This window comes from Jeotgalibacillus sp. S-D1 (assembly GCF_004358665.1).
Lineage (GTDB): Bacteria > Bacillota > Bacilli > Bacillales > Jeotgalibacillaceae > Jeotgalibacillus.
Genome location: NZ_SMZR01000004.1, coordinates 96,849 through 110,352 on the forward strand (window position 1 = coordinate 96,849; position 13,504 = coordinate 110,352).

The 13,504-nt window shown below is 41.8% G+C and carries 10 protein-coding genes; 9 read left to right on the top strand and 1 reads right to left on the bottom strand.

Annotated features, from left to right (window positions below; translation table 11 throughout):
- The first annotated feature begins 4 nt into the window (after positions 1 to 4).
- The 3 genes from E2R51_RS13280 to E2R51_RS13290 all read left to right on the top strand — a co-directional run bounded on the left by E2R51_RS13280 (position 5) and on the right by E2R51_RS13290 (position 3,069).
- Positions 5 to 1,090: a GerAB/ArcD/ProY family transporter gene (locus tag E2R51_RS13280; protein ID WP_133377572.1), complete on the top strand. Its 1,086-nt coding sequence runs from the start codon at positions 5 to 7 to the stop codon at positions 1,088 to 1,090.
- Positions 1,087 to 2,187 carry a Ger(x)C family spore germination protein gene (locus E2R51_RS13285; protein WP_165967226.1) on the top strand — a complete coding sequence of 367 codons (1,101 nt, stop codon included), beginning with the start codon at positions 1,087 to 1,089 and terminating at the stop codon, positions 2,185 to 2,187. Before E2R51_RS13280 ends, E2R51_RS13285 begins: the two co-directional genes overlap by 4 nt.
- Positions 2,188 to 2,253: 66 nt before the next feature.
- Positions 2,254 to 3,069, top strand: a complete 816-nt coding sequence (locus tag E2R51_RS13290) for a phosphatidylinositol-specific phospholipase C/glycerophosphodiester phosphodiesterase family protein (protein WP_133377574.1) — start codon at positions 2,254 to 2,256, stop codon at positions 3,067 to 3,069.
- 18 nt (positions 3,070 to 3,087) lie between these two features.
- On the opposite strand, the gene E2R51_RS13295 is transcribed toward E2R51_RS13290, so the two are convergent.
- Positions 3,088 to 4,080, bottom strand: coding sequence for a M23 family metallopeptidase (locus tag E2R51_RS13295; protein ID WP_240733079.1), 993 nt, complete (start codon positions 4,078 to 4,080; stop codon positions 3,088 to 3,090).
- Positions 4,081 to 4,327: 247 nt separating this feature from the next.
- On the opposite strand from E2R51_RS13295, the gene desA reads away from it, so the two are divergent.
- The 6 genes from desA to E2R51_RS13325 all read left to right on the top strand — a co-directional run bounded on the left by desA (position 4,328) and on the right by E2R51_RS13325 (position 13,412).
- Positions 4,328 to 5,380, top strand: coding sequence for a Delta(5) desaturase DesA (desA, locus tag E2R51_RS13300; protein WP_133377575.1), 1,053 nt, complete (start codon positions 4,328 to 4,330; stop codon positions 5,378 to 5,380).
- Positions 5,381 to 5,503: 123 nt separating this feature from the next.
- A complete protein-coding gene (locus tag E2R51_RS13305) occupies positions 5,504 to 6,640 on the top strand; it encodes a sensor histidine kinase (protein ID WP_133377576.1) in 1,137 nt (378 codons plus the stop codon).
- Entirely contained in the window at positions 6,637 to 7,236 is a 600-nt protein-coding gene (locus tag E2R51_RS13310) for a response regulator transcription factor (RefSeq protein WP_133377577.1), read from the top strand. Before E2R51_RS13305 ends, E2R51_RS13310 begins: the two co-directional genes overlap by 4 nt.
- 393 nt (positions 7,237 to 7,629) lie before the next feature.
- Positions 7,630 to 9,357 (top strand): thiol reductant ABC exporter subunit CydD, encoded by a 1,728-nt coding sequence (gene cydD / locus E2R51_RS13315; protein ID WP_133377578.1) that lies wholly within the window; start codon positions 7,630 to 7,632, stop codon positions 9,355 to 9,357.
- Complete coding sequence (cydC, locus tag E2R51_RS13320; RefSeq protein WP_133377579.1) at positions 9,354 to 11,069, top strand: thiol reductant ABC exporter subunit CydC; 1,716 nt, start codon at positions 9,354 to 9,356, stop codon at positions 11,067 to 11,069. Before cydD ends, cydC begins: the two co-directional genes overlap by 4 nt.
- Positions 11,070 to 11,228: 159 nt before the next feature.
- Positions 11,229 to 13,412: an ATP-dependent helicase gene (locus E2R51_RS13325; protein WP_133377580.1), complete on the top strand. Its 2,184-nt coding sequence runs from the start codon at positions 11,229 to 11,231 to the stop codon at positions 13,410 to 13,412.
- Positions 13,413 to 13,504 lie beyond the last annotated feature (92 nt).

Genomic DNA, 13,504 nt, shown 5'->3' on the forward strand with positions numbered 1-13,504 from the left:
ATAATTGGATAACAATAAACTAAAAAAATTAAACGGTTATCATGTTGTTTTTCTCGTTCAAAATTCCATGATTGGCTTGGGTTTATTATCGCTTCCCCAGCAAATGAGTTCCATGGGCTACAGCCAGTGGTGGCTTCCGATTATGTTCGGGGTTATTGCAAATTTGTCATTGATTCCCATGATATGGATTGTGAAGCGATATCCAAAGGATAATATATTTACGATTAATGAAAAATTGGTTGGGAAATGGCTGGGGAAGCTTTTAAACATTGTTCTTATCTTGTACCTTATTTTATTCATTTCCTCCATTTTAGAAGGGTATTTGGATTTAATACAGATCGTTGCATTGCCTGACAGAACGATCATCACTCCTCTGGTGTTTTTTTTTAGTGTGCTTCTTTATGTTGTTCATGGAGGAATAAAATCAATTGCACGCTTTTGTATTATCAGCTTTTTTTTAACCGGGTGGATGGCGTTGTTTCTATATTGGCCGATTTCACATGGTGATATAAGCCACCTTATTCCAGTCTCAAACTTTACGTGGAAGGAATTTCTTACGGCAAGCCGCAACGGCTACTACTCAATGGTAGGATATGAATTAATTCTTGTCTTTTTTCCCTACATTATTAATCAGCAAAAGGCTTTCAGGCAGGCTTCCATCGGCGTATGGATAACAGTCTTTTTTTATCTGGCTGTCACCATTGTTAGTGTGATGTATTTCTCAGAATGGCAGATGACAGAAGTGCTGTATCCAATTTTAAAATTATTTCAGGAAGTGGAATTATCCTTTGCCGAACGAATCGATGTGATGGGTATATCTTTGTGGGTAATGCTGCTGCTTTCAACGTCTGCGGCCTATTTATGGGCTTCTAAAAAAGGGATGGATTCTTTGAGAGCGAACAATAAAACCTACCATATGTACATCATGGCTATTTTAATCTTTATCTTCATTAATATCCCATTTTCCAAAGAATTTCAGGAAATGCTTTATGACCGGGTGTTTTATGTTAAATTCGCCATCATATTATGGCCGAACATTTTGATCCTTCTCCATCTTATCCGTTCTGGAAGAAAGCGGGCGAAATCATGAGACGCTTCGTCTTTTTAACTGTTTTTCTTTGTCTCGTCTTTGTGTCAGGCTGTTCGGGCGAACTGAAACCAAGCTCAGTAGAGGATGTGGCACTCGTAAATGTATTAGGTATTGATTATATTGATGATAACAGGATGCAACTGACGCTTGCAGTGCCTCAGCCCTCTGTGGTGGGACCTACTCAAACCTACAGCACAGAGTCCAGTTTGATTAAAGAAGGGATCGTTGCAATCTCGTCTCAAGCGGACAAGGAAATTAAACTAAATGGATTACGGATTGTATTAATTGATGAGGAGTTTGCACAAAGCGGAAAGCTGTGGGACGTCGTAGAACACTTATACCGCAATCCGGTAATTGGCGGAAAGGTTCTGATTGTTGTGGTAAAAGAAAGCGCCAAAGACATGCTCGAGCAGGAATACCCGGGTAAGGCAGGGATTGTAACTTATTTAAATGATTTGTTAAAGCCTAAGCCACATAATATGTTCAATCCGTATACAAGTATTCATGATTTTATCTACACACAAACAAACCCTGTAATGGACACCGTTACACCTTATCTGGAACTCAAGGAGGAAAAAGTTGAAATAACGGGTGTTGCGCTTTTTAAAGAAAAACGAGCGATCGGAGTTTTGAATCGTGAGCAGGGACAGCTAATAAAAATACTTCAGGGGGCGAAGAGGCTTCCTGCAACCACTATTACTGTCAATGAGGAGATACAGACGCGTGAACAGGTGGTAGTCGATTTTGTCGACAGTGATGTTCACTTCAAATCAAATAAAGACATTAATAACCCCGTTTTGGATATTACCTTAAAGTTAAAAGGAACCCTTTACGAATATCAGGGTGATAAAGATCTGTCTAATTCAGATGACTTTGCCCAGCTGGAAAAAGAGATAAGGGATTTTATGCACAGCGAAGTCACGGCATTATTAGCTGATTTGAAAGAAAAGAATACAGATCCGGTGGGACTGAGTGAAAATTTCAGAAAGTATCATCATGGGCGCTGGTCAGAGGAACTGACAGACAAAGTCACTCAAAATGCAGAGTACAGGGTTCATGTGAAGATGCAGGTATTGGCTACAGGCACCATTAGATAATGGGAATCTTAAACCGATAATGGTTCATACTAACCGGTAAGGCCGCATTTATCTAGAGGTGAGAGCATGAAATATGCAGTGCTGTTCGTACTGATGATGACCTGGGTTGCACCGTCTCATCAGGAGGAAGAAATTGAAGCTTATGCGTGGACAAAACATAAACTCATTGCTCATGCAGCAGGAGGCATCAAGGGGAAAGATTATACAAATAGCGAGGAAGCCTTTCGAAACAGCTATAATAATGGGTATAAATTGATTGAGCTGGACCTTTCACTGACCAGTGACGGCGAGCTCGTGGCGCGGCATGGGTGGGACGAGACATACGGCCAGGAATTTAAGCCGGGTTCTAAGGCGCTTACCTACAGGAAATTCATTAAGCTGCCTTATTATCTCCAATATACACCGATGGATTTTGAGCGGATTTTAGCTCTAATGAAAAAGCACCCGGAGATTTATGTGCTTCTTGATGGAAAAGTGTCCTCCCATGAAGATACAAGGAGACTTTATAAAAAGGTAGGGGAACAAATTCAAGATGTAGACCCCTCTGTGTTGGACCGGCTCATCCCTCAGATGTACTACCAGAAAGATCTGAAAACAATTAAGAAGTACGGGTTTCAGGATATATTGTACATTGTTGGACGTGAAAAATGGACGACTAAGGATATCATTTCATTCTGTAAAAAGCATGATATACGTGCAATCGGGATAGCAAAAACAAGAGTCAACGATGAATTTGTCGGTGAACTGTTTAAGCAGGGAATCGTTACGTACATTTACACCATTAATGATTTAGATGAGATGTACTCTTATTTTGAAATCGATGTTCATGGTTTTTACACAGATTATGTTATACCTGAAGAAATTGAAGATACCCACAACTAAAAAGACCGCGAATCCATCTTACGATTCGCGGTTTGTTTTTTGCTGTCTTTCCCAAATAGCTAAAGAAGGATATGGGTCAAATGCCCACTCGGTCCGGCCATTGTCCAAATACATGCCATAATGCAAATGAGGAGGGAATTTACCGCTTGTTCCTTTTTTCCCATAACCGGAACTTCCGACATATCCTATAATGGTTCCCGGTTTAACAATATCGCCTTTTTTCAAATCCTTACTAAAGCTTCCTAGATGAGCAAAATAATGATAAACATTATGGATATCCCGCAGCCCAATCCGCCAGCCTCCATATTCATTCCAGCCCATTACTTCAATTACACCATGAGTTGTTGCTAATACGGGAACTCCATAGGAGGCAAAAAGATCGGTTCCTTCATGAATTCTTCTGCCCCCCCAGCCCCGATTATCTCCCCACGTACTGCGGTAACTGTAGTTTTGATTTAATGGGAGGGGAAATGCATGATCATACAAATCCAGCGTCCCGTTAGATTGATAAATCTTAGAAATGGTTAAAATTTGCCGCACAGATTCTTCACGCTTGTAGTAATCCCATAAAGCCAGTTTAAAATCTTCTTCCGATTGTCCATACTCGCTTAAATAGCGCCCCATTGTATATAAAACATCTTCTACATCATTGCGGTCAGCTTTGCCATCATTGTTCCCATCCTGTCCCTTGCCGCCAAACATATCAATTGTGGCGGTTGAGGTATCATTCTTATTTGGGTTTAGCGGTCCTGCCCAGAAGTCTTCGTGGAATTGAAGGGCGATTGAACCTTCCCTTTTCGGTATATCCTCCCGCACCAGTTGAATGTTCCGTTCAAACTGATCCATCGCAGCTAGATAATACCAGGGGATAAAATGTTCGGTGCCATATTGAATGTAATAGCTCATTCTTTCGCTCAATAAATCTTCACGGGAAGGCTTGGCATTCGTTTCAGCTGACACCGTGGAAGAAAAGAAAAGAAAAAAAGTAATGATCACGATAAATTGTCGCACATAACCAACCTCCAAAAGTCTAAGTGCATTTATTTTTCCCTTAAAAGATCATTTCATGAGTCCCATTTTTCGGGTATTAATGGCTTTGCTAAAGCATTCCCCGCAATATCACTTTATTAAGCCTTCCTGAGGGGATATGACACTTGTCATGAATAAGAGTTGACAGTCATGACTTATGGAAAGTTTGGCAATGATTTATGATGAGGTCATAAGATCAACAAAAATAAAAAAGAATGGGGAGGAAGACATGAGTAAACAAAAAACAGCTGAGCTGAGAAAAAGTGTCTCACCTTTTGAAAAATCGGATTTTAAAGCGAGTGTTCGCCAAATAATAAATACAATACCGCCATTTTTCCTGCTATGGTTTCTGGCCTATCAAAGTTTATCCGTTTCAATCTTTTTGTCATTAGCCCTATCGATTGCAGCTGCAGGTTTTGTGGTTAGAATTTTTATCATCTTCCATGATTGCTGTCACGGTTCTTTCTTTAAAAATAAAAAAATTAATAGCATTTTAGGCACAATAACGGGTGTCATCACAATGTTCCCATTCGAAAAATGGAAACGTGAGCATTCAATTCACCATGCTACCAGCAGTAATTTAGATAAGCGCGGAGTTGGTGATGTATGGATTATGACCGTTGAGGAATATGCAAAAGCAACACCTAAAGAACGATTCGCCTACCGCTTATACCGGAACCCGATTGTTATGTTTGGATTGGGACCATTATATTTGTATTTCGTAACCAATCGTATGAACCGCAAGGATGCTCGTAAAAAAGAACGCAATAACACATATTTTACAAATATCGCACTTGTTGCTTTATATGCATTCATGATCTGGGCTGTTGGCTGGCAGGCATTTCTTCTTGTACACGGACCTATTATGTTTGTTGCAGGATCGCTTGGAATCTGGCTGTTCTATGTACAGCATCAATTCGAGGATTCGTATTTTGAAGACGAGTCGGATTGGGATTATGTAAAAGCTGCAGTGGATGGAAGCTCGTTTTACAAGCTGCCAAAGGTACTGCAGTGGGTAACAGGCAATATCGGGTATCACCATGTTCATCATTTAAGCCCGAGAGTGCCAAACTATAACCTGGAAAAAGCCCATGAATCAACACCGCCCCTTCACCAGGCGACTACCATCACAATGGGTTCAAGCTTACAGTCGATCCGTTTTCGCTTATATGACGAAAGCCGAAAGACATTTGTCAGCTTTAAGGAAGTAAAGAATCAAATTAAAAAAGGTGAACTTAATGTTCCATTGAACAGAAAAGTAAGCAGTGTGCACGGAAAATAAACAGATACCTGAGCACTCGTCCAGATCACGGACGGGTGCTTTCCTATTGCAGTTGGGACTACATTCCACTGGAGATCAACAATTTGTTATAATATAGAAATAGGAAAGAAAGGACGGTACGGGATGCGCAATTGGTATAATATTTTTCCGCGAAATACAGGGTTAAACATCTACATATGGATTATCTTTTGTATGCTGCCATTTTATTTTATTTTCAGATCTTCCGGTTTAACTGACATTTTAATCGGAGTGACCATGATTTTCTTGTTTTTTATTTCTTACCGATTAACTTTTTTAACGAAAGGCTGGTTAAATTATCTTTGGGTTGGCATAGCCATTGCGATAAGTATTGCAATGACCGTCCTTTTTGGTTTTGTTTATTTTGCCCTGTTTTTAGCGTTTATGGTGGGGAATGTTCAAAATAAAGCAGGCTTTTTTACCTTATATGGTGTTCTTGTTCTCACAACCATCGCCACAGTCAATATAGCCTTTTTCACACAGGACGAATTGTTTTTTTCTCAATTTCCATTTGTGTTAATTAGCGTGATCGGTGTCATTCTGCTGCCATTTAACTCTTATAATCGAAATAAACGTGAAAAACTTGAAGGACAGCTTGATGATGCGAATAAAAGGATCTCGCAATTGATTGTAATAGAAGAGAGGCAGCGGATTGCACGTGATCTTCATGACACACTCGGACAAAAGCTCTCGCTTATTGGTTTAAAAAGTGATCTTGCCGGTAAGTTAGTATCCGTTAATCCTGAGACTGCGAAACATGAGATCCAGGATATTAATCAAACAGCAAGAACGGCTTTAAAAGAAGTGCGTGAACTCGTCTCTGATATGAGGGGAACGAAACTTGAGGATGAGCTTGTCCGGGTGAAGCAGATCCTTGCTGCTGCTCAAATAAAATTTAGTTTAGAGGGAAGTCCCGCTTTACAGAACACACCCATACTCGTTGAAAATGTGCTGAGCATGTGCTTAAAAGAAGCTGTGACAAACGTAGTAAAACACAGCCAGGCTGAAGCCTGCTCTGTCGTCATCGAACAAACAAGCAAAGAGTTAATTTTAAAGGTGACAGATGACGGTGTCGGGATTAAAAATATTAGTTATCCTTATACAGGCAATGGACTGATTGGAATGGAAGAACGGCTGGAATTTGTTAATGGAAGCATGGAAATAGAATCCTCAATCGGTACGTCGCTTATTATTCGTGTACCGTCTGTCATTAAGCAAACGAAGCAGGAGGGATTGGAATGATCCGAATTGTCTTAGCTGAAGACCAGGGAATGCTGCTGGGTGCGCTTGGTTCACTCCTTGATTTGGAAGAAGATATGCAGGTAGTCGGTAAAGCCCGCAATGGTGAGGAAGCCATTGAGCTTGTGAAGCAGGAAAATCCCGATATCTGCATTATGGATATTGAAATGCCGTTAAAAAGCGGATTAGATGCAGCAGCGGAGCTTAAAGAGCATGCATGTAAAATCATTATTTTAACTACTTTTGCCCGTTCAGGTTATTTTGAAAGGGCAAGAAATGCTGGAGTAAGCGGTTATTTATTAAAGGACAGTCCAAGCGAGGAGCTGGCTAAATCCATTCGGACTATTATGGAAGGGCGGAGGATTTATGCGCCTGAGCTGGTGGACATCGCTTTTACTGATGTTAACCCTTTAACTGAGCGGGAAAAACAGGTAATCGAACTCATAGCAGAAGGAAAAAACACGAAAGAGATTGCAAGCGAGCTTTTTATTACAAACGGCACTGTCCGCAATTATATCTCCGTCATACTCGACAAGCTGGAAGTGAGCAACCGCATTGAAGCAATCTCCCGTTTCAAAGAAAAAGGATGGTTTAAGTAATGACGACATGGCAGCCGGTGAGCATAAAAGCTTGCCGGCTTTTTTTATTGGCACAGTGGCGCGGGGTTGATATTAGTCCAGGTGAAAGGTCCCCCAACCAGCAGATAAGAGTGCTCTCAGCTTCGATTGCCGGTTCTGAGGCTTCGATATAAATCATGAAAGCTTCAATTGAATTCCAGCACCCTTCGATAACACGGTTTAAGGCTTCGAATCACCGAATTCTTATGCAGCTGTGAGCAAATGATATTAGTAAATAAAACATTCCAGCACATCCTAAGCCTGAAAGGTGAAATTAACTCAGTAATTCGTTATAATAATAATACCGATATGTGAATTGATTCACAAAGCATTCACATTCTTACTGATGACTCTCCAAGATAGGAGCTCCTTACAATGAATGAATTAAAACATATTGCAAAAAAATACAAAGGAACAAAACTGGTGCTTATCATTCTGGCTGTGCTGACGGGGATTTCAATCATTGCACAGGCCTATTTAATTGTAACGGTGGTTGACCGGGTTTTCCTTCAGGGGCAGTCATTTTCCCAAATTGCTCCGTATTTGGCATGTCTTGCTCTTGCACTGATTGTGCGTGCGGGGTTAACTTATGCCAGTGGGCGTGCTGGTGTTAGGATGGCCGCGAAGGTAAAAAGTGAGTTTCGCAGCAGGCTGCTGGCGAAGTTTACTAACAACCCTGTACAGTCCTCTCTTCAAGGGCAGTCGGGACAAAAAGTCAGCGTCATGATGGATGCTGTAGATGAGATTGACAGCTATTTCAGCCAGTATATTCCACAGGTCATTCAAACTTCTGTAGTGCCGCTGATGATCATCATTGTCGCGTTTAACCAGCATCTGTACACAGGTCTGTTAATGATGATTACAGCGCCATTTATTCCATTGTTTTTTATCATTATCGGCATCAAGACGCAGAAAAAGTCTGAGGAACAGATGGATAAAATGGCGGCTTTTTCAGGTAAATTTTTAGATACACTTCAGGGATTGACGACACTGAAATTATTTGGGCGCTCTCAAAAACAGAAAGATTCCATACGGGAAAGCAGCCTTGGTTTCAGAGAAGCAACGATGGAAGTGCTGAAGGTTGCCTTTGTGTCATCTTTGATGCTTGAATACATTTCCATGCTGAGCATTGGATTAATCGCACTTGAACTGGGTCTTCGATTAGTAGTATTTGAAAGTGTGACCTTTTTTACAGCCTTTTTCCTTTTGGTGCTGGCTCCGGAATTTTACCTGGCATTAAAGGAACTGGGGAGCGCTTTCCATACAGGCCGGGGGAGTATGGGTGCAGCAAGAAAAATTATGAATGAGCTGGAAAAAAAGGATCACCCTGTTTCATGGGGAGAACATGAACTGAATGCATCAACACCGCCTGCTATTTCTCTTAAAAGTGCAGGATTTCATTATAATGAAGGATTTGAATTGAAAAATGTAACAGTGGATATTAAACCCTATGCGAAGGTAGCGATTGTTGGCCAAAGTGGAGCAGGGAAATCTACGCTTCTTAATTTATTGGCTGGTCTCGTCTCCCCATCAAAGGGTCAGGTGCTTATAGAAGGCAGGCCATTATCGGACTACAGGGAGCGGGCCTGGTATTACGAACTAAGCTATATCTCCCAGCAGCCCTATATTTTTTCCGGCACAATTGAGGATAATATTGTGATTGGCTCATCAAAAGAAGTGAGCAAAGAGGCGATTAAAGAAGCGGCACAGCAGGCAGGGATCATGGAATTAATTGATTCGCTTGATCAAGGTCTCGATACCCAGGTTGGAGAAGCCGGAAGGGGGCTGTCTGGAGGAGAAAAGCAACGTTTAGCCATTGCTCGCGCATTTTTGAAAAATCCTTCAGTCGTTTTGTTTGATGAACCGACTACAGGCCTTGATCTGAAAACGGAACAAATTCTTCAGGCGTCGATCCGGGAGCTGTCCAGGCGATCCACTGTGATTACTGTTGCGCACAGGCTGCATACGATTCAGCATGCAGACATAATTTTATTTTTGAAAAAGGGAGAACTTGCAGCCAAAGGAACCCATGCAGAGCTGATGGATTCCGTCCCTGAATATCGGAATATGGTGGCAGTGCAGCAAGGAGGCGAGGCGGAATGAAGGAATTATCGATCGTAATAAGGGAAGTTGGACGGGAAAAGAAAGATATCCTGTATTCCATCTTGTTTGGGTTTTTAGCGGGAATTACAGCTGTCGGTTTATTTGCTTCGAGCGGTTATCTGATATCAAAGGCAGCCTTGATGCCCCCTTTATACGCATTGACCGTTATGATTGCCCTGTTAAAGCTTTTTGGACTTGCAAGGGCAGTGAGCCGGTATGGGGAACGCTATTTTTCCCACCGGGCAACATTTACGATTTTAAGCAACCTGCGCGTGAATTTTTTTGAAAGGCTGGAGCCGCTCGCACCGGGCATCTTTCAAAAATACCGCAGCGGTGATTTGCTTGCACGAATTGTGGGAGATGTAGAAAGTCTGCAGAACTTTTTCCTGCGCGTCTATTATCCTCCGATCGTATTAATCATTGTATTTTTGAGCACGATCGTGTTTACATCCTTTTTCTCAATTTATATTGCGCTGGTGCTGGTTTTGGGTCTTCTTTTAACTGCGCTGGTTATTCCTGCGGTATTTGCCTACAGTCAGCGCAGGATTGATCATACAGTACGGGAACGCCGCGGTGAGCTGTCAACTGAAGTAACCGAATTATTGTACGGTTTTCGTGAATTGAAGCTGTATCAGCGGCTGGAAGAAAAAGAACGCATGCTGATTTCATCCTCGGAGGATTATATCCAGGAGCAGGAGCGTGACGGTGTCCAATCCATGTTTAACCAGTCCATCAATACCGCTGCTTCTCTTATGATTTCATGGGTAGTGCTGGCTCTCGGTGCTTATTTAGTGATTGGCGGTCAGTTAAACGGATTGTTTTTAGCCATGCTGGTTATGATTTCGTTAACTGTGTTTGAAAATGCTACGCCTATGGCTGCTTTTCCGGGGCATCTGGAAGAAAGCAGAAGGGCCTCGAATCGGCTGTACTCCGTTGTTAAGGAAGAACCGGTTATAACTCAGGAACCAAAAATTGACCTTCCTCAAACCGAAGCACTTTCCGTGGACTTTCGTGAGGCCGCCTACCGGTTTGAGAACGAAGGAAGAAACGTAATAGACGGGGTTACGCTTCATCTTCCGGCCGGATCAAAAACGGCGATCGTCGGGCCAAGCGGCTCAGGGAAATCAACACTTCTCATGCTGATGTTAAAGGTTTTGCATGCTAAATCCGGAAAAGTCCTGTTGGCAAATCATTCAATTCAAAATATTGAAGCTGAAGCCATCTGGCAAAAATCAAATGTTGTTTTGCAGGAAAATCACTTTTTTTACGGCACCATCCGAGACAATCTTGAAATGGCAAGGGATGGACTGAGCGACGAAGACCTTAAAAGCGTACTTGTGAAGGTGCGTATGAGCCACTTTAGTTTAGAGGATGAAGTGTTTGAAAAAGGCGAGAACCTTTCCGGAGGGGAAAAGCAGCGGCTTGCCATTGCAAGGGCCCTGCTGAAAGGCGAACGACTGTGGGTGCTGGATGAACCAACCTCCTCAATCGACGCGTTAACCGAACGCTTCATTTATGACGAATTGTTTAAGCAGGCAGTGGATGATACGGTTATTTTGGTCAGCCATCGCTTGACCGGACTTGAAGCCATGGATCAGATCGTGGTTATGGAAGATGGGAGAATCGTTGAGAATGGCTCCTTTAACGAACTAATGGCGAAAAAAGGGTACTTCTTTGAAATGAAGCAGATCGAAAAAAGCGTCTTTGGATAAGATTTGAAGCAGAGTCGATGGAGGCTCTGCTTTTTTGTGTGGAGCTTTGGGACAACCATTTAAAATAGTATTCATGGATCAATAAGCTATTTGGCAAAATCATTGACTGAAATGATACAATCAAACCAACTATATCTTATCGTGTCAGGAGTTCTACTTATGATTGTAAAAGAAGATTTTTTTCTTCGTAAATATAACGAGCTAAACGTATCGCTTAATAAAGTTCAAAAGCAGGCAGTGCAGCATACAAAAGGAGCGCTTCTTTTACTTGCTTCACCGGGATCGGGGAAAACCACTACGATCATTATGAGGATTGGTTACTTAGTGGAGGTGAAGGGGATACTGCCGGAACGCATCAAAGGGGTAACCTTCAGCAAAGCGTCTGCTGAAGATATGAAGAGTCGTTTTGCACGATTTTTCCCTGATCTGCCGCCAGTCGATTTTTCCACGATTCACAGCCTGGCATTTTCGATCGTTCGGGATTACTGTTATCAGCAGGGGATCACCTATACGCTGATTGAAGGAAGTATTGATCCGTCATCTGACCTCGATCCTGCTTATGCCAATAAAAAAATGCTTCTGCGCACCCTTTTTCAAAAACACAATAAAGAGGCGATTACAGACGACCAGCTAGAGGAGCTTACAGGCTACATCAGCTTCATAAAAAACAAACTTTTAAAGAGATCCAATTGGTCCTCTGTTCCCTGTGATGTTCCAAATGCAGAAGAAATTTTTGCGGATTATGAAGACTCAAAAGCGAAAAATCCGAATAGGCTGCTGCTTGATTATGACGATATGCTGACACTGGCCAATGAAGCATTAACTGTTAATGAGCGTCTGCTTAAAAAATACCAGCAAAAATATGATTACATGCTGACAGACGAAAGTCAGGATACATCGCTCGTTCAGCATGCCATCATTGAAAAGCTGGTAAAGGAGCACGGGAATTTATGTGTAGTTGCGGATGATGATCAGTCAATTTATACATGGAGGGCGGCCGAACCGCAATACCTGATCGATTTTAAAAAGGTATACCCAAAAGCTGAAATTCTCATGATGGAACAAAATTACCGGTCAACGCCCCAAATAGTCGATGCAGCCAATCAATTTATTAAACGGAATAAAAACCGATATGATAAAAACATGTACACTGAAAATAAAAACGGCGAAAAAATTGTTATAAAAGTATTTCCGGATTATGAGGATCAGTCTCGTTACATCGGCCAGCAGCTTGCTGCCCTGACAAATTACAGCGATGCAGCTGTTCTTTACCGCACCAACAGCTCGGCTATTTTACTGATGAATGAACTGGACCGGGCGGATATCCCATTTTACATGAAGGATTCAGATCACCGCTTTTTCTCACACTGGATTGTTGAGGATATTTTGAATTTTATGCGCTTAAGCTTCAATGATAAGAGAGCAGATATTTTTGAGCAGATTCACATGAAATGCAAGGGTTACATTACAAAGCAGCAGATGATTCAGGCAAAGCAGGTTCCGGGAAAGGATTCGATATTTGATAAGCTGATTAATCATGTCCAGCTGAAAGACTACCAGATAAAGCAGGTGAAATCGCTTAAACAAACGTTTAATTTAATGAAAAACGAGGCGCCTTATCCTGTGATAAAGCTGATTCGGGAGCGGGGAGGGTATGATAAAGCACTTGAAAATATGAGTCAGCGGCTTGGTTTTTCCATGGATTATTTAAAGGATGTTCTGATGACGCTTGAAGAGATCGCCCGAAAAGAAGAAACCATGAAAGGATTCGCAGCTCGTCTTAAGCATCTGGAGTCTCTTTTAAAAACATCAAAGTTTAATAAAAATAAACAAGCCGTAACTCTTTCCACCCTTCACAGCTCAAAGGGCCTTGAGTTTAAAAAGGTATACCTGATGGACTTGATTGCGGATGTGATTCCATCTAAAAGTGATCTAAAAGAAAGCGATGAAGGAAACAGGGAACCTCTTGAGGAAGCGGCAAGATTATTTTATGTAGGAATGACGAGAGCAGAGGAGCATTTAGAACTTCTGTCGTACCGGATGCGAAACGGAAAAGCAACAAAACCCTCGATGTTTTTGTTAAATGTGAACCATATCATCAATCCGCCGGAGGAAATGCAAAAGGACACTTCCATTGATGCAAGAGCGGTTCCCCATAACCCGAATGCGTTAACAAAAGTATCTGAGCTAGAAGTAGGCAAAATTGTGAAGCACCGTGTTTTTGGCACAGGAGAAATCCTTGGCTTTGCGGAAGAAGGCCTGGAGATCCGCTTTTCAAAAGGAACAAAAAAACTTTCGATTGAAATGTGTCTGACGATGGGGCTGTTGGAGCCGGAAAACTAAATAAAAGTGTAATCTGTAATAGATAGAACCCGGTGCTAACCAGCTCTGGGTTTCTTGAGTTTGAAGGCTGCAAAAGGATTTAAATGGCAGAT